The organism is Janthinobacterium sp. BJB426, from assembly GCF_002735705.1.
Taxonomy (GTDB): Bacteria; Pseudomonadota; Gammaproteobacteria; order Burkholderiales; family Burkholderiaceae_D; genus Janthinobacterium.
Genome location: NZ_PDZL01000012.1, coordinates 51,778 through 68,721 on the forward strand (window position 1 = coordinate 51,778; position 16,944 = coordinate 68,721).

14 protein-coding genes are annotated in these 16,944 nt (G+C 64.2%); 12 read left to right on the top strand and 2 right to left on the bottom strand.

From position 1 onward, the window contains the following. Both CSQ93_RS18730 and CSQ93_RS18735 read right to left on the bottom strand, forming a co-directional pair. A complete protein-coding gene (locus tag CSQ93_RS18730; protein ID WP_099379332.1) occupies positions 1-1,755 on the bottom strand; it encodes an allantoate amidohydrolase in 1,755 nt (584 codons plus the stop codon). A gap of 73 nt (positions 1,756-1,828) precedes the next feature. Further along, complete coding sequence (locus CSQ93_RS18735; RefSeq protein WP_034754583.1) at positions 1,829-2,767, bottom strand: LysR family transcriptional regulator; 939 nt, start codon at positions 2,765-2,767, stop codon at positions 1,829-1,831. Positions 2,768-2,898: 131 nt separating this feature from the next. Between CSQ93_RS18735 and CSQ93_RS18740 the strand changes: the two genes are divergently transcribed. From CSQ93_RS18740 to CSQ93_RS18795, 12 genes are all read left to right on the top strand, one after another. Then, positions 2,899-4,131, top strand: coding sequence for a urate hydroxylase PuuD (locus CSQ93_RS18740; protein ID WP_099379333.1), 1,233 nt, complete (start codon positions 2,899-2,901; stop codon positions 4,129-4,131). After that, positions 4,128-5,363 carry a M20/M25/M40 family metallo-hydrolase gene (locus CSQ93_RS18745; protein ID WP_099379334.1) on the top strand — a complete coding sequence of 412 codons (1,236 nt, stop codon included), beginning with the start codon at positions 4,128-4,130 and terminating at the stop codon, positions 5,361-5,363. The genes CSQ93_RS18740 and CSQ93_RS18745 overlap by 4 nt, the downstream gene beginning before the upstream one ends. A gap of 57 nt (positions 5,364-5,420) precedes the next feature. After that, the gene (locus tag CSQ93_RS18750; protein ID WP_099379335.1) at positions 5,421-6,347 is read left to right on the top strand and encodes a LysR family transcriptional regulator; all 927 of its coding nucleotides are present in this window, start codon (positions 5,421-5,423) and stop codon (positions 6,345-6,347) included. A gap of 147 nt (positions 6,348-6,494) precedes the next feature. After that, positions 6,495-7,166 (top strand): DUF4286 family protein, encoded by a 672-nt coding sequence (locus CSQ93_RS18755; RefSeq protein ID WP_099379336.1) that lies wholly within the window; start codon positions 6,495-6,497, stop codon positions 7,164-7,166. 108 nt (positions 7,167-7,274) lie between these two features. After that, the gene (locus CSQ93_RS18760) at positions 7,275-8,603 is read left to right on the top strand and encodes an MFS transporter (protein WP_099379337.1); all 1,329 of its coding nucleotides are present in this window, start codon (positions 7,275-7,277) and stop codon (positions 8,601-8,603) included. A 4-nt stretch (positions 8,604-8,607) separates the two neighbouring features. Beyond that, positions 8,608-9,285: a DUF2848 domain-containing protein gene (locus CSQ93_RS18765; RefSeq protein ID WP_099379338.1), complete on the top strand. Its 678-nt coding sequence runs from the start codon at positions 8,608-8,610 to the stop codon at positions 9,283-9,285. Between the two features lie 5 nt (positions 9,286-9,290). Further along, positions 9,291-10,640 carry an amidase gene (locus tag CSQ93_RS18770; protein WP_099379339.1) on the top strand — a complete coding sequence of 450 codons (1,350 nt, stop codon included), beginning with the start codon at positions 9,291-9,293 and terminating at the stop codon, positions 10,638-10,640. A gap of 128 nt (positions 10,641-10,768) precedes the next feature. Further along, on the top strand, positions 10,769-12,061 hold the full coding sequence (locus CSQ93_RS18775; protein ID WP_416208745.1) for a paraquat-inducible protein A: 1,293 nt from the start codon (positions 10,769-10,771) through the stop codon (positions 12,059-12,061). Then, positions 12,054-13,685, top strand: coding sequence for a PqiB family protein (locus CSQ93_RS18780; protein ID WP_099379341.1), 1,632 nt, complete (start codon positions 12,054-12,056; stop codon positions 13,683-13,685). Before CSQ93_RS18775 ends, CSQ93_RS18780 begins: the two co-directional genes overlap by 8 nt. Continuing rightward, the gene (locus CSQ93_RS18785; RefSeq protein ID WP_233516249.1) at positions 13,682-14,278 is read left to right on the top strand and encodes a PqiC family protein; all 597 of its coding nucleotides are present in this window, start codon (positions 13,682-13,684) and stop codon (positions 14,276-14,278) included. Before CSQ93_RS18780 ends, CSQ93_RS18785 begins: the two co-directional genes overlap by 4 nt. Positions 14,279-14,325: 47 nt before the next feature. Further along, positions 14,326-14,736, top strand: coding sequence for a DUF2946 domain-containing protein (locus CSQ93_RS18790; RefSeq protein ID WP_233516250.1), 411 nt, complete (start codon positions 14,326-14,328; stop codon positions 14,734-14,736). A 77-nt stretch (positions 14,737-14,813) separates the two neighbouring features. Then, positions 14,814-16,937 (top strand): TonB-dependent receptor family protein, encoded by a 2,124-nt coding sequence (locus tag CSQ93_RS18795; protein WP_233516251.1) that lies wholly within the window; start codon positions 14,814-14,816, stop codon positions 16,935-16,937. The last annotated feature ends 7 nt before the right edge of the window (positions 16,938-16,944 follow it).

Genomic DNA, 16,944 nt, shown 5'->3' on the forward strand with positions numbered 1-16,944 from the left:
TCAGGGCTTGGGCTGGAAGCTGCGCAAAAACGCCAGCAGCGCGCGCGCCGCGATGTCGGCGTCGTCCGCCGTCATGGTTTCCAGCGGGTTGTGGCTGATGCCGCCATTGCCGCAGCGGGTAAACAGCATGGCTACGTCGGTGATGGCGGCCATGGCCATGGCGTCGTGGCCGGCGCCCGACAACAGCGCATACGGTTCGATGCCGACCGATTCCACGGCTTGCGCCAGCTGCGCCATCAGCCACGGCGCGCACGGCGCCGCACGCGCCGACAGCAGCAGTTCCAGATGATAGTCGATCTGGCGCCGTGCGCAGATAGCGGCGATGCCATCAAGGATATCGTCGACGGCCGCCTGGCGCACGGTGTCGCTGGCTGCGCGGATATCGAGCGACAGGGTGCAGGCGCCGGCGATCACGTTGACGGAACCGTTGGGCACGTGCAGCTGGCCCACGGTACCCACCAGCGCCTCGCCCTGGTTGCAGCGCTGTTCCACCAGCAGGATGATTTCGGCGGCCGCGCTGGCCGCATCCTTGCGCATGGTCATGGGCGTGGTGCCCGCGTGGCTGGCCACGCCGCCAAGATTGACCAGGTAGCGCGAGCTGCCGGCAATCGCCGTGACGATTCCCAGCGGCAGGTCGCGCTCAAGCAGCACGGGACCCTGCTCGATATGCACTTCCACATAGCCGAGCAAGTCGGCCGGATCGCGCGCGATGGCGCCGATGGCGCTCGCCTCGTGGCCGGCGGCGGCCAGCGCGTCGCGCATGCTCACGCCATCCGCATCGAGTTGCTCCAGCAGCGAGACGTCGAACTTGCCCGTGACAGCCGTGCTGCCCAAAAACGTGCTCTTGAAGCGCACGCCTTCTTCCTCGGCGAAGCCGACAATCTCGAAGTGAAACGGCAGCTTTTCGCCCCGCTCATGCAGGTGGCGCACGACGGCGATCGGCAGCACGATGCCCAGCCGGCCATCGTACTTGCCGCCGTTGCGCACCGTATCGTAATGGGATCCCGTCATCAGGGTTTTCGCGCCTGGCGCGTCGGACAGATAGCTGCCGACGACATTGCCGACGGCGTCGATGTGCACCTGCATGCCGGCATCCCGCATCCAGTCGGCCAGCTGCGCGGCCGTCTTCTGGTGCGCCGGCGTCAGATAGGCGCAGGTCAGGTTGTAATCGCTGTCGCTCCAGCCGGCCAAGGTTTCCGCCTGCTGCATGATGGCCGGGCCGAAGTCCAGGCGCACGTCGAACAGCTCGTTCAGGCGCAGTTCGGCGATGCGCTTGATCTGCCGCAGCGATTCGGCCAGTTCATCGGCGCGCCGGTTCTTCAGGCGCCGCGCAAACGTGGCGATGATGTCCTGCCGCGTCAAGCCTTCGCCCGTCGGGCCCTTGACGGCCAGGATGAAGGGAAAACCGAACTTGGCGTTGTAGTCGCTATTCAGGCGCTGCAGGGTGGAAAACTCCTCGGCGCTGCACAGGTTCAGGCCGGACTTGGCCTGCTCGCGCGTCGATTCCGCCGTCAGCTGTCCTGCGATGGCAGCCTTGCCGGCCAGCTCCGGGTGAGCGCGTATCAGCCCCAGCTGCTCTTCGGGCGAAGCTTGCGCCAGCACGCGCTGCAGCACCGTCTTGAGTGCCGTCAGGCTGGCAAACGGCCGGGCCGGTGCCGCACGCTGGGCGATCCAGGGCGAGTGTTCATAGATGCCATGCAGCCGTGCGATAAAGTCTGCCGGGCTGCCGGCGTTCAGGTCTGAAAGGGTGGTCATGGTTTTCCGATCATGCAAGCGGTGATGATAGCGCCCCGTTCCTGTCTCCATTATATGCGCGTGCTGATAGCGGCTATCGCTGCACCAGCGCCTTGGCGGCCGCGCTGACCTGGTCGCGCAGCCATTTGTGCTCGGGCGCCTGGTGCACGCGCTGGTGCCACAACTGGTAAAAGCGCATCGGCGGGAATTTCAGAGGCACGGTATACGTTTTCAGCGGCAGGGTTTTTTCATAGAAACGCATGAATTGCCGGCCCGTGGTGAGCACCAGGTCCGTCTGCGTCAGCATGTAGGGGATCAGGCCGAAGTACGCCGATTCCACCACCACGTTGCGCTGCAGATTTTGCCGTTCGAGGAAGGAGTCGATCACGCCGTGGTAGCCGGGCATCATCTGCGACGGCGCCACGTGGGGCAGGCTCAGATAGTCGTCGAGGGTCATGGCGTCGCTGGCCGTGCGGCGCGCATAGGCGTTTTCCGCATGCATGGCGCAGATGATCGGGTCTTCGAACAGCTTCGAGATGTGCAGGTGGGCGGGCGGCTCGTCCCAGTTGGCGATCACCAGGTCCAGGCCCCCATCGGAGAGTTGGCGGATATGGTCGATGCCCGGCCCCAGGCTATGCAGCACGACGCGGCTTTTCGGTGAACCGCGGCGCAGCAGGGCCACCACATTGGGCAGGAACTGGCTATCCAGGTAGTCGGGCGCGGCGATATGGAAGGTGCGCGCCTCTTCCTGCGCCACGAACGGCGTCTTCTTGACGAACAGGCTTTCCGTCTGGTCGAGGATGCGCTTGGCCGGATTGAGCAGGCTTTCGCCATGCTGGGTCGGCACCATGCCGCGCGCGCCGCGCACGAGCAGCGGGTCGCCCGTCAGTTCGCGCAGCTTGCGCAGGGAGGCGGAAATCGAAGGCTGCGGCTGATTGAGTTTGAGTGCCACGCGCGAGACATTCTTTTCCACCAGCAGCAGGTAGAGGATGCGGATCAGGTGCAGGTCGAGGTGTTGCGGCAGGCTGGACATGTGGCGGTGGCTCTGTTGTATATCGATTTGAATATGTCAAATATACGATATTTTTCATGTGATGGGCGGTAAATCCGTTTATCTTGTGTAGATTGGCACGAATATTGGTTCGGTCTGACTAGAGGAAATTTATGGAAGTATTCGCCTACCTGATCCCGTACGGCCTTGAGTGGCTGAACCTGATCGTCCGCTGGCTGCACGTCATCACGGGCATCGCCTGGATCGGTGCTTCCTTTTATTTCGTCTGGCTCGACAACTCGATCCGCCCGCCCGCGCCCGGCTCCGAACTGGCGAAGAAGGGCGTGTCGGGAGAACTGTGGGCCGTGCATGGCGGCGGCTTCTACAATCCGCAAAAATACCTGGTGGCGCCCGCCGAATTGCCGAAGGAGCTGCACTGGTTCAAGTGGGAGGCGTATTCCACGTGGCTGTCCGGTTTCGCGCTGCTGACCATCGCGTATTACTTCAATGCTCAGGCCATGATGATCGACAAGGCCGTGGCCGATATCTCCAGCGGGCAGGCCGTCGGCATCGGCATCGCCACCCTCGTCATCGGCTGGACCGTGTACGACCTGCTGTGCAGGTCAAAATTGGCGCAGTATGAATTGTGGTTCGGCGTGACGGTGTTCGCGCTGATCGTCGGCGCCGCCTACGTGCTCACGCATTTGCTCAGCGGGCGCGCCGCCTACATCCACGTGGGCGCCATGATTGGCACCATCATGGTGGCCAATGTGCTGATGCTGATCATTCCCGGCCAGCGCAAGATGGTCGAGGCCATGGCGGCCGGCAAGCTACCCGACCCCAAGCACGGCTTGAAGGCCAAGCAGCGCAGCGTGCATAACAATTATTTTACGTTACCGGTGCTGTTCATCATGATCAGCAACCATTACGCGATGACTTACCGCAACGACCACGCGTGGCTGGTGCTGGCACTGATCATGGCGGCCGGCGTCTTCATCCGCCACTTCTTCAACCTGCGCCACAAGGGAAGAGTCGAGTGGCGCTATCCGGCCATCGGCGTGGCACTGCTGCTGGCCGTGGCTATCGCCATCGCGCCGAAAGCACCGGTGGCCGTGGCGGCCGCGCCGGCGGTGGATCCTGTCGCGCAGTTCAAGAGCGTGCATGCCATCATCGCCCAGCGCTGCGCCACCTGCCATTCGGCCCAGCCGACGCAAGCTGGTTTTGCCACGGCGCCGGCCGGCATGATGCTCGATAATGAAACGCAGATCCGCCAGCACGCGGCGCAAATCTACAAGCAGGCCATTGAATTGAAGGCCATGCCGATCGGGAACCTGACGAATATGACGGAGGCTGAGCGCAGTGAACTTGGCGCCTGGCTGCAACAGACCATGCAAGGAGCAAAATGACTACGCACGCAGAAAAAATCACGGCCTGGATCGACGAGCACTTCGACGAGGAAGTCACCTTTTTACAGCAGGTGGTGCAGCAGCCGACGGATACGCCGCCCGGCAATAACGCGCCCCATGCGGACCTGGTGGCGCAGCTGCTGGAAGCATATGGCTGGCAGGCTGAAAAACACGCGGTCCCTGCCGACCAGGTCGAGGCCTACGGCATGCAGAGCATCACCAATCTGATCGTGCGCCGGCCTTATGGTGCAGGCGGGCTGACCGTGGCCCTGAATGCGCATGGCGACGTGGTGCCGCCCGGCGACAACTGGACGTATCCGCCGTATGGCGGCCAGATCGACGGCGGCTATATCTACGGCCGCGCGACGGCCGTGTCGAAGGGCGATTTCGCCACCTATGTGTTTGCCGCGCGCGCCCTGGAGGCGCTGGGTATCCCACTCAAAGGCCAGCTGGAACTGCATTTTACGTACGACGAGGAATTCGGCGGCTTGCTGGGACCGGGCTGGCTGCTGGAACAGCAGCTGACGAAGCCCGATTTCGTCATCGCCGCCGGTTTCAGCTACGGTATCGTCACGGCGCACAACGCCTGCCTGCAGCTGGAAATCACCGTGCACGGCAAGTCCGGCCACGGCTCCATGCCGGAGACGGGGCACGACGCGCTGCAGGCGGCTAACAAGATCCTCAATGCCATCTATGGGCAGTTGCCGGAGCTGAAAAAGATCAAATCGAAAGTGGTCGGCATCGACTCGCCCACCATGCTGGTGGGGCGCATCGACGGCGGCACGAATACCAATGTGGTGCCGGGCAAGGTCGTCATGAAGATGGATCGCCGCATGATTCCGGAAGAAGATCCGGTGGCGGTGGAAGCGCAGGTGCGCGCGCTGATCGAGGACGCCGTGCACGGCGAGCCGGGCATCCGCATCGAGATCCGCCGCCTGCTGCTGTCGCACGCGCTGCGCCCCTTGCCCGGTTCCGAGCAGCTGGTCGGCAGTCTGCAAAGGAATGCGCAGGCGATTCTGGGCGAGACGATTCCCGCCGTCGGCACGCCCCTGTATGCGGATGCGCGCCTGTATGGCGAGCGGGGCATCCCCGCCGTGCTGTATGGCGCCGGCCCGCGCACGGTGCCAGAATCGAATGCGAAGAAGGCCGATGAACGCCTGGCATTGGACGACTTGCGCAAGGCCAGCAAGATCGTCGCCCTGACCTTGCTGGACTTCCTGGCGGAGAAATAGGACGGGGCGCTTTGGCTTACAATGGGGCGACCACACCTTATGTGAAGAAGAGCGCCATTGAATACCCGTTTTCTCGAAGCGTTTGTCTGGGCAGCGCGGCTGGGCAGTTTTCGCACGGCGGCCGACAAGCTGCACATCACGCAGGCGGCCATTTCCAATCGCATCGCCTCGCTGGAGCAGGATTTCGGCACGCGTTTGTTCGACCGCGACGCGCGTGAAATCCGCCTGACCTTCGCCGGGCGTAACCTGCTCGTGTACGCCGAGCGCATGCTGGAACTGTGCCGCGACATGTACGCAGCCAATTCCTCGCCCGCGCTGATCACGGGCGAAGTGCGCATCGGGGTCATCGAAACCATCGTGCATACCTGGCTGATCCCGTTCCTGCAGCGCGTGCAGGAGCGCTATCCGGGCATCGAAATTCAATTGACGTCGGAATCGACGCGCCGCCTGCACGAACAGCTGCAACAGGGCGAGCTCGATATTGCGCTGCAGACGGACATGCTGACGGGCGACCATATCCGCAGTACGGGCAGCGGCGCCATCGCCATGGGCTGGGCCGGCAGGGCTGCCGACTGGCCCGACACGGGCAAGCCCTTCACGGTGGCGCAACTGGCGCAGCACCCGATCATCACCATGAACCGGGGCTCGCAGCCGCATTCCGCCTTGAAGGCGTTGTGCCAGGATGAGGGCGTGCAGTTGGGCCGCGTCCACTGCGTCAGCTCGATCTCCGCCATCGTGCGCCTGGTCAAAGCGGGTTTCGGCATCGCCGTGCTGCCGCTGGCGCCCCTGCGCGAGGAAATCGAGCAGGGCCACATTGCCCTGATTCCCTGCACCAGCAGCCTTGCGCCGCAGCGCATCGTCATCAGCTACAGTGAAGACCTCACGACGGAAGCGATCCAGTTGGTGGCCATGCTGGCGTGCGAGGAGGCGGCCAGGTTCACTCTGGGACTGGGTGAGGAATATGGCGCCGGTGTTCGGGCGTGACAATTAAATTGCTGTTATAAGTTGCTGCCACCTCGGCGATCCACAAGAAAAACTTATCAGTCGCGTTCAGAATAACCCGTTTGCCAAGTGATGGCGCGCCACCTATTCTGGGTTGGCACACCATCCATAACGCAGAACGGAACCATCATGACGACGTCCCCCACCTTGCCAGGCATCCTGTTTGTCTGGACCAGCGCCGACCCCGAACACGAACGCGATTTCAACCGCTGGTACGACCGCGAACACGTGGAAGAGCGCGTGCGCATTCCCGGCTTTGTCAGCGGTACGCGCTACCAGAGTGTGCGCGGTCCCCGCAAGTACCTGGGCCTGTACCGCACCGATTCGCTGGGCGCCTTCCAGACTACTGACTACTTCAAGGCTTTCGGCCAGCAGACGCCATGGTCGGTGACGAACTTGCAGCGTATGGTCGATCCGATGCGCCGCGTCTGCGCCATCGAGGCGGAAACGGGCATGGGCACGGGCGCCTGGCTGGCCGTGCTGCGCCTGGGCGCGCCCGCCATTGGCCAGGATGCGCAAGCCGTGGCAGGCTTGGCGACGCTGGGAACAAAGCTGTTGCAGATCGACGGCGTCATTGCCACGCGCCTGCTGACACCTGACGCGAAGCTGTCCGGCCCCCTGCCTGCGGAGCAGAAGGAGGGCCGCGTGCTCGATCCGATTTTCCTGATCGACGCCTCGTCGGAAAGCGCCGCCGCGGCGGCCGCCGATGCCGCCAGCGCGGCGCTGGGCCTTGATGGCGCCGAGGCAGCCATCCTGCAACTGTCCTGGCAACTGCGCGAGGCCGACCTGCACGCGGCCTGACATTGCCGCGCGCATCTTGCCGGCACGGATAACACGAGACACGGGCCACGGCGCAGGGCAAAGCATCCTGCGCCGGGCCTGCAATAAAACTGACGAGAGAGGTAGGCAATGAGCACATATACGAACGCTGCGCATCCGGCGGCCCAGGCACCGGGCGAGAAGGCTACGACGGCCAAGACGGGCCGCCTGGCCACGGCCAGCATGGTCGGAACGACCCTGGAATGGTATGACTTCACCGTCTACAACACCATGGCCGCACTGATCTTCAACCACCTGTTCTTTCCCTCGTTCGACCCGCTGACGGGCACCATCCTGGCCTTTTCCACGTATGCCGTCGGCTATATCTCGCGTCCCATCGGCGGCGTGATCTTCGGTCACCTGGGCGACAAGCTGGGACGTCGCTGGGTGCTGGTGGTGACCCTGATGCTGATGGGCGTGACAACGGGCCTGATGGGCCTCTTGCCGACTTATGCGACGGCCGGCATCTGGAGCCCCATCCTGCTGGTGGCGTTGCGCTTCGTCCAGGGCATCGCCTTGGGTGGCGAATGGGCGGGCGCCGTACTGATCTCCGTCGAACACGGCGCGCCGGACAAGCGGGGCCGCAACGCTTCGTGGACGCAGGTGGGACCATCGTTTGGCACCTTGCTGGCGACCGGCTGCATTGGCCTGATCACCTATCTGCTGCCGCATGAAGCGTTCATGGACTGGGGCTGGCGCATGCCATTCATCGCCAGCCTGCTGCTGGTGGCCTTCGGCATGTGGATACGCAGCGGCATCGAGGAAACCCCGCTGTTCAAGGAACTCGACCAGAAGGATGCGAAGGCGGAAGCGCCGATCGGCGACGTGCTGCGCCTCTATTGGCGCCGTTTGCTGATCGCCGGCGGCGTGCGCATCGGCTCGGACGTGCTGTATGCGCTGGTGGTGGTGTTCACCCTGACGTACGTGACGACGGTGCTGCACCTGTCGTCGACCCTGGCACTGACCGCCATCATGATCGGCACGGCCTGCAATGCATTGGCGGTGCCCGTGTTTGGCGCGCTGTCGGACAAGATCGGCCGCCGTCCCGTGTATGCGCTGGGCGCCATCCTGGGTCTCGTGTGGGCGTTTGCCTTCTTCACCCTGCTCGATACGGCCAGCCCGGCCGCCATCGTCATCGCTGTCGTCGTGGGCCTGGTCATCCACGCCATCATGTACGGTCCGCAGGCCGCCTTCGTCATCGAGCAGTTCCCTACCAAGGTACGCTATGCGGGGTCTTCGCTGGCCTACACCCTGGCAGGCGTCATCGGCGGCGGTTTCGCGCCGCTCGTCATCGCCAGCCTGTATCGCTCGTACAACAGCACCATGGCCGTCTCGCTGTATGTGGCGGCCGCCTTGCTGATCACCGGCGCCGCCGTTTTTGCGGCACGCGAAACGGGCCGCGGCCCTCTTGAGGAATAACATCATGACGACATTGAATTTTCAACTGGCCGGCCACGGCCCCGTCACCTTTGACATCGATCACCTCATCATCGCCGGCTGGACGGGCCGCGACATGGCGATGGTGGAGCACCATATCGCCGAACTGGAAGCCATCGGCGTGGCGCGTCCGAAAAGCGTGCCGACGTTTTACCGGGTCTCTGCGGCCCTGCTCTCCAGCGACGCCGCCATCGAAGTGCCGGGCAGCGATTCGTCCGGTGAGGCGGAATTCGTGCTGTTTTCCACGGCATACGGCCTGCTGGTGGGCATCGGCTCCGATCATACGGACCGCAAGGTGGAAAGCTATGGCGTGACGGTGTCCAAGCAGATGTGCGGCAAGCCCGTAGGCGACACCCTGTGGCGCTATGCCGACGTGGCCGGCCACTGGGACCAGTTGCAGATGCGCTCCTGGCGCGAGCGCGCCGGCGTGCCGGCCCTGTACCAGGATGGTCCCGTGACGCGCATGCTGTCGCCGGAAGACCTGATCTTGCGCTACACGGGGCAGGCGACCCTGCCGGTGGGCAGCGCCATGTTCTGCGGCACGCAGCCCATCATCGGCGAGATGGGCCATGGCGACGCCTTCGAACTGGAGCTGTATGATCCAGCTTTGCAGCGCCGCCTGCAGCACCGCTATGCCGTGCAAACCCTGCCCGTGGAAGGATAAATGCAATGACCAAGACCATCCGTGAACTGGCCGCCGACCTGGCCGCCGGCCGCATCACCAGCGTGGAACTGACGCAACGCATGCTGGCACGCGCCGAGGCGCACCAGGCGCAGGGCGGCCATGCCTATGTCAGCCTTGATGGAGAGCAGGCGCTGGCCGAGGCCCGTGCCAGTGATGCGGCACGCGCTGCAGGCCTGGTGCCTTCGCCACTGGCTGGCGTGCCCATCTCGATCAAGGATCTGTTTGACGTCAGGGGGCAGGTCAGCAGCGCCGCCTCGCTGGCGCTGGCTGACGCCCCGCCCGCCGCTGCCGATGCGCTTGCCGTGGCGCGCCTGCGCGCGGCCGGCGCCATCCTGCTGGGTCGCACGAACATGAGCGAATTCGCGTTTTCCGGCCTGGGCTTGAATCCCCATTACGGCACGCCGCGCAATCCGCACGACCGCGAACGGGTCGCGGGCGGCTCCACCTCGGGCGGCGCTGTGACGGTGGCGTTGGCGATGGCGGCCGGTGCGCTGGGTACGGACACGGGCGGCTCGATCCGCATCCCGTCTGCCTTTTGCGGCCTGACGGGTTTCAAGCCGACGGCGGCTTCCGTGTCGCTGGCTGGCACGGTGCCTCTGTCGCGCTCCCTCGATTCGGCCGGCCCCATCGCGCACAGCGTCGACTGCTGCGCCATTTTGTACGCGGCCTTGTCTGGCCATGACATCGGCGCGCAGGCGCCAGCACTGAAAGGCTTGCGCTTCGGCTTTACCCTTGACTACGTCGGCACGCATGTGGCGCCGCAAGTACAGCAGGCTTTCGATGCCGCGCTGGACAAGCTGCGGCAAGCCGGGGTTCTGGTGGAGCAGTTCGACTTTCCCGAATTGCTGGAGCTACCGACGATCAATGGCGGCGGTGGGCTGGTGGCGGCGGAAGCCTGGCACTGGCACAAGGTGTTGCTGGAAGAGAAGGGCGCGCAGTACGACCAGCGCGTGGCGGCGCGCATCCGCCGTGGCCAGCAGCAGGGCGCGGCTGACTACATCGACTTGCTCGATGCGCGCGCACGCCTGATCGCCATCGCGAAGCAGCGTCTGGCGCCATTCGACGCCTGGCTGATGCCCAGCGTGGCGATTCTTGCGCCGGAAGTCGCGCCGCTGGAAGCGGATGACGCCACCTTCTTTGCCACGAATGGCCTGGTGCTGCGCAACGCCAGCGTGATCAACTTCCTCGACGGCTGCGCGCTGTCGCTGCCATGCCATGCAGAGGGTGAGCTGCCCGTGGGCCTGGGCATCTGCGGCCTGGCGGGCGCCGACGATCGGGTACTGCAAATCGGCCGCGCCGTGGAGGCGCTGTTGCGGGGGAGTGAAAAAGAATAGTGCCGTAGTGCAGGAAAATGCCAACTCTGTCATGATGGCTGGCATTAACATGGGAAAGTCGCGCTTCGGGCGCCGGCAAACTTCATACTGTGCACCGATACGACCTGATTAGCTGTCATGACTGCGGCGTGCTGTACCGCAAACGTCCGCTGCGTCCCCGCGAAAAGGCGCGCTGCATCCGTTGCCGCTCGGTGCTATACCGAGGCGCCCACGCGCGGGGCGCATCGGCGGAATTGAGCAAGGTGGTGGCGCTGACCCTGGGCGCCGCCTTTGTCTTCCTGATCGCCCAGTTTTTCCCCATCGTCGAACTCGACGTCAACGGCCTCACTTCCAGCGCCACCTTGCTCGGTTCCATCCGCGTGCTGTGGTCCGAGCAGATGCACATCGTCGCGACGATGGTCTTCCTGTTTACCATCCTCTTTCCAGCCATCGAACTCGGTTCCCTGCTGTATGTGGCTCTGGGCCTGCGCGGCGGCGTCAAGGTGCCGGGCTTTAACCGCGTGCTGCGCGCCGTGCAGACGGCGCGCGAGTGGGGCATGACGGAGGTGCTGATGATCGGCATCCTGATCACCGTCGTCAAGATGACCAGCCTGGCCACGGTGCTGCCGCAACCGGGCTTGTTCGCGTTTGGCGCGCTGACCCTGATGCTGGCCATCGTCGTCTCGTTCGACCCCAAGGCCCTGTGGAACCTGGGCGACGACCTGACCCGCCAGGCGCTGCCCGGCATCCGCTACAAGGCCTTCGCACCGGGCGAGAAAGTGTTGCCCTGCCATGCCTGCGGGCTGGTGGCACCGCCCCGGAGCAAGGGCAAGCACCTGGCGTGCGTGCGCTGCGGCACGGCCCTGCACGTGCGCAAACCGGACAGCATCAACCGCACCTGGGCCCTGCTGATCGCCGCCATGATCCTCTACATTCCCGCCAACCTGCTGCCTGTGATGGTGACGCAATCGCTGTTCGGCGCGCAGGACGATACCATCATGAGCGGCGTGGTGCTGTTCTGGACCAGCGGCTCGAAGGGCCTGGCCATCATCATTTTCATCGCCAGCGTGGTCGTGCCGATGTTGAAACTGGGCGTGCTGGCGCTGCTGGCGTTTACGGCGCAGCGGCGCTCGCGCTGGCGGCCGCGCCAGCGCACCATCTTGTACCGCATGGTCGAATTCATCGGCCGCTGGTCCATGCTCGACATCTTTGTCGTCACCCTGACGGTGGCGCTGGTGCGCTTCAAGTCGCTGGCCGTGATCACGGCCGGACCCGGCGCGCTGGCCTTTGGCGCCGTGGTGGTGCTGACCATGCTGGCGGCGATGCAGTTCGACCCGCGCCTGATCTGGGACCCCGTCGACGACAAGGCGGCCGAGGATGAAAAACGCAGCAGTGCAGCAAATACCGGAAACAATACAGTGATTGGAGAACAGCATGGCTGACAAAGAAACGGGCGACCTTGCCGAAACCGGCGCGCGGCCTCTGCCCGAACCCGATGTGGACCCGGCCAGCCGCTGGCTGCCGTCGCTGGTATGGCTCATTCCGCTGCTGGCCGCGCTGATCGGCGCCGGCCTGGCCGCCAAGTCCATCCTCGACCAGGGACCCACGGTGACGGTCAGCTTCAAGAGCGCCGAAGGACTGGAGCCGGGCAAGACCAAGGTCAAATACAAGGATGTCGATATCGGCCAGGTGCGCGCCATCACTCTGGGCGAGGACTTGAGCAAGGTGCTGGTGACGATCGACATGAGCAAGGAAGCGCGCCGCTTCGCCACCGCCGATTCGCGCTTCTGGGTGGTGCGCCCGCAGATCGGCGCCAGCGGCGTGACGGGCCTGGGCACCTTGCTGTCGGGCGCCTACATCGGCGTCGATACGGGCAAGTCGGAAGCCAAAAAGGAGAATTTTCTCGGCATGGAGAGTCCGCCCGCCGTGGCCGGTGACCAGAAGGGCAAGCTGTACACCCTGCATGCGGACAGTCTCGGCTCCGTCGACGTGGGTTCGCCCCTGTTCTTCCACCGCCTGCGCGTGGGCAAGGTGGTCAGCTTCGCGCTGGACAAGGATGGCAACGGCATCACCATGTCCGTCTTCGTGAATGCGCCGTACGACCAGTTCGTCGGCAAGAATGCGCGCTGGTGGCATGCCAGCGGCGTTGACGTGCGTCTCGATTCCAACGGCTTCAAATTGAATACGCAATCGCTGGCCGCCATGCTGGTGGGCGGCATTGCCTTCGAGGCGGAAAATGGCCGCAAGCCGGAGGAGCCGGCGCCGGCCAATACCAATTTCCGCCTGGCGGCCGACGAGGCCAGCGCCATGCGCGAACCCGATGGCGAGGCGATCACCACCGTGTTCTATTTCGACCAGTCGCTGCGCGGCTTGCAGCCTGGCGCCACGGTGGACTTCCGCGGCATCGTGCTGGGCGAGGTGCGTTCGGTGGGCATCGAGTTCGATCCTGTGAAGAAGAACTTCCGCATGCCCGTCACCGTCAATCTGTATCCGGCTCGCCTGGGCATGCGCTTCAAGGCCGCTGTCGACGATGAGGAAGGCTCGGCCGGTCACCAGCTGCTCGAACGCATGGTCAGCCGTGGCTTGCGCGCCCAGCTACGCACGGGCAACCTGCTGACCAGCCAGTTGTATATCGCGCTGGACTTCTTCCCGAAAGCGCCGAAGGTGACGCTGGAGTTGAACAAGTATCCGCTGGAAGTGCCGACCGTGCCGAATACCCTCGATGAACTGCAGACGCAGATCGCCAGCATCGCCCGCAAGCTGGACCAGGTGCCGTACGCGGAGATCGGCAGCAACCTGAACGCCACGATCAAGCAAGCCAATACCCTGTTCAAGCAGCTCGATGGCCAGGTGGTGCCGGAGATGCGCGATACCCTGACGGCGGCGAAACAGACCTTCGGTACGGCCGAACAGGTGCTGCAAAAGGATTCGCCGCTGCAGTCGGACGTGCGCCAGGCCTTGCAGCAGCTGACGCAAACCCTGCAATCGCTGAACGCGCTGTCGGACTACCTGGAACGTCATCCCGAGTCCCTGATCCGCGGTAAAAAAGGAGATGAAAAAAAATGATGAAGCCAATTTTTTCCGCGCTGCTGGCGGCCAGCCTGCTGGGCGCCTGCTCTACGCCACAGCCAGAGCACTTCTATACACTCAGTGGCGGCGCCGACGCGCAGGCGGCCAAACCCGTCAAATACTATGTCGAGGTGCTGGCCGTCAGCGTGCCGCAGCAGGTGAGCCGCAACCAGTTTGTTGTGACGGCGCCATCGGGCCGCATCGAATTGCTGGAGCAGCAGCGCTGGGCGGGGCCGCTGGCCGGCGAGATCGGCCAGGCCCTGTCGACGGCGGTGACGAGCGATCTGGGCGCCATCGATGTGTTCCGCACGCCGCATCCGGACAACTTGCCCGTGTACCGCATCAGCACCAATGTGCAGCGTTTTGAATCGGTGATGGGACAGTACGCGCTGATCGACGCCGTGTGGAGCGTGCGCCAGCTGGCCAGCAGCAAGGTAGTCACTTGCCGCACGATAGCCAATGAAAAAGTGGGTGCCGGCTACGATGAACTGGTGCTCGGCCATCGCCGCGCCGTGAGCCGCATCGCCGCCGATACGGCGAGCGTGGTGCGCGCTTTTGACAACGGCAACGCCGCCTGCCCGGCCGCCTGAGCCGCTTTCCGCTACCCAGTCCCGGCGGCCGCTGGTAAAATGCGGCCATGGGAATGACCTTGTTCACGCGCCGCTTCGCCGCCTGGATCGCCTGCTTTGCGATCCTGCTGGCGGCGCTCGCGCCATCGATTTCCCAGGCCGTCGCCAACGCCAAGCAGGAGTCCGGCTCCGGCTGGGCCGAAATCTGCTCGGTGGCCGGCATCCGCTTCGTTCAGCTTGTGCAGGCCGATGATGACGGCGCCGCTGACGAAAAATCCGGCGGCAAGGCCATGCAGATGGAGCATTGCGCCTTCTGTTCCACGCATGCGGGTTCCGTCGGCCTGCCGCCGACGAACCCCGTGCTGCCGCTGCCTGTGGCCAGCGGCACGGCCATTTTCCCGGCACTGTACTACCAGTCCCCATCGCCCCTGTTCATCTGGTCCACCGCGCAATCGCGCGCGCCGCCCGCCCTCGTTTAAGTTTTTGCATTTTCAATGTTGGCGCTGTCCACCTTGCGGTGTGACGCGCCGCATCCGCACACTTAAACGAGAATCACATGAACAAGACATTATTGGTGCTGGCCGTCGCCATCACCGTGGCTTACCCCTGCGCGCGGGCGCAGCAAACTGATCAAACCGACCACGGCATCGACACCGTCGTCGTTTCCGGCTCGCGCGCGCAATCGTGGCTATCCGAGACGCCGCAGGCCATCGGTGTCGTCAACGCCAAAAACCTGGAACGCGACAAGCCCAAGACCATGGGCGATATCCTCAACCGCATCGCCGGCGTGTACTGGAATGACCTGGGCAACGAGCAGCACAGCATGAGCATCCGCCAGCCGATCGGCACGAATGCCGTCTATCAGTACCTGGAAGACGGCATTCCCATCCGCCCGCTGGGTGTCTTCAACCATAACTCGCTCAACGAGATGAACATGGCGGGCGCCAGCGGCGTGGAAGTGGTGAAGGGCGCCGCATCCTCGCTGTATGGCAGCAACGCCGTCGGCGGTGCCGTCAATTTCCTGACAGCCGGCGCCAGCGCGACGCCGATGGCCAAGGTGGGCGTGCGACGCGATAACGTGGCCGGCTACACCCGCTACGATACGTCCGCCAGCGATACCTGGGGGCCGCTGGGATTGCGCTTTTCCCACTACAGTTCGCGCCGCTCGCGCGACAACTGGCAAGAGTACAGCTATGGCGACAAGGATTCGTTCTCGCTGCGCGCCGACTATGCGCTCAGCCCCACCTCGCAGCTGCGCGCCACCATCGTCCACACGGATCTCGATGCGGCCATGACGGGCAGCCTGTTCGAGAATGATTACCGCAGCAATCCTGGCAAGAGCCTGAACACGTTCACCTACCGCAAGGACAAGACCACGCGCATGAATCTGGCGTGGGAAGGCGCGACGACGGCCAATGGCACGAGCACCGTCACCGTTTTTACGCGCAAGAACGACCATGGGCAGATTCCCGCGTACTCCATCGGCAGCTGCGCGGGCATGCTGTGCAAGGGCGTCATCAACAACAACCACGTCGATTCGCTGGGGCTGGACGTGAAACACCAGCAGGAATTCGCGTGGCTGCGTTCGCGCCTGATTGCCGGCGTGTATGTCGACAAGAGCGACAATCCCTTTGTCAGCGATAACCTGTCCATCGTGCGCGATGCGGCCACGGGCCGCTACCTGCGCTATTCGCTGGCCAATGCGAGCAACCCGCAGGGCGTGCGCGACTACCAGACGGATATCCTCAATACGGCCGTCTTCGCGCAATGGGAATTTACGCCGCTGGCGGGTACGCGCGTGGTGCTGGGCGGCCGCTCGGACGCCATCCGCTACGACTACCATAACAAGCTGGCGCCCGGCGGCAGCGTCAATTACGGTGCGCCCGACGAGTCGCGCAGCTTTTCGCATGTGAGCCCGAAGCTGGGCGCCACCTACGCCATTGGCCATGCGGGCAGCGCGTATGCAAACGTCAGCCAGGGCTTCACGCCGCCCGAGGTGAGCCAGCTGTATGGCAAGACGGGCATCGCCGATTTGCAGCCGTCCGTCTACAACAACTATGAACTGGGCTTGCGCTGGGCCTTTTTGCAGGGCCGCTTGAAACTCGACACGGCCCTGTACCGGCTCGACGGGCGCGACACCATCGTCAGCTACACGCTCTCGCCGGGCAACAGCGAAAACCGCAATGCGGGGCGCACGCGCAGCGAAGGCCTGGAGCTGGGCCTGAACTACGACAGCGGCCCGTTCGACGCGCGCTTCGCCACGGCCATCGCGCGCCACCGCTACCTGCGCTACCAGGTGTCGTCCACCCTCGATTACAGCGGCCGCACCATGCCGCAGGCGCCGCGCGACATCACGTCGTTCGAGATCGGCTACAAGCCCGTGGCCGGCGCCCGTATCGCGCTTGAAGCCGTGCACCAGGGCCGCTACTGGATGAACAATGCCAACACGGTGGAATACCAGGGCCATGCGCTGCTGAATGTGCGCGCCAGCTATCAGCTCGCGCGCGGGCTGGAAGCGTGGGCGCAGGTGCGCAACCTGGCAGATAAACGCTATGCCGATTCGGCCAGCAGCAGTTACGCGGGCACGGGCAGCTACGCGGCCAATACGCAGAATCAGTACACGCCCGGCGCGCCGCGCAGCGTGATGCTGGGCCTGGGCTATACCTTCAACGCACTGTGAGGATAGC

Excerpts from the sequence above, each read along its gene's own strand:
- CSQ93_RS18730 (WP_099379332.1), bottom strand. The coding sequence starts at position 1,755 with ATGACCACCCTTTCAGACCTGAACGCCGGCAGCCCGGCAGACTTTATC.
- CSQ93_RS18735 (WP_034754583.1), bottom strand. The coding sequence starts at position 2,767 with ATGTCCAGCCTGCCGCAACACCTCGACCTGCACCTGATCCGCATCCTC.
- CSQ93_RS18740 (WP_099379333.1), top strand. The coding sequence starts at position 2,899 with ATGGAAGTATTCGCCTACCTGATCCCGTACGGCCTTGAGTGGCTGAAC.
- CSQ93_RS18745 (WP_099379334.1), top strand. The coding sequence starts at position 4,128 with ATGACTACGCACGCAGAAAAAATCACGGCCTGGATCGACGAGCACTTC.
- CSQ93_RS18755 (WP_099379336.1), top strand. The coding sequence starts at position 6,495 with ATGACGACGTCCCCCACCTTGCCAGGCATCCTGTTTGTCTGGACCAGC.
- CSQ93_RS18760 (WP_099379337.1), top strand. The coding sequence starts at position 7,275 with ATGAGCACATATACGAACGCTGCGCATCCGGCGGCCCAGGCACCGGGC.
- CSQ93_RS18765 (WP_099379338.1), top strand. The coding sequence starts at position 8,608 with ATGACGACATTGAATTTTCAACTGGCCGGCCACGGCCCCGTCACCTTT.
- CSQ93_RS18770 (WP_099379339.1), top strand. The coding sequence starts at position 9,291 with ATGACCAAGACCATCCGTGAACTGGCCGCCGACCTGGCCGCCGGCCGC.
- CSQ93_RS18780 (WP_099379341.1), top strand. The coding sequence starts at position 12,054 with ATGGCTGACAAAGAAACGGGCGACCTTGCCGAAACCGGCGCGCGGCCT.
- CSQ93_RS18785 (WP_233516249.1), top strand. The coding sequence starts at position 13,682 with ATGATGAAGCCAATTTTTTCCGCGCTGCTGGCGGCCAGCCTGCTGGGC.
- CSQ93_RS18790 (WP_233516250.1), top strand. The coding sequence starts at position 14,326 with ATGGGAATGACCTTGTTCACGCGCCGCTTCGCCGCCTGGATCGCCTGC.
- CSQ93_RS18795 (WP_233516251.1), top strand. The coding sequence starts at position 14,814 with ATGAACAAGACATTATTGGTGCTGGCCGTCGCCATCACCGTGGCTTAC.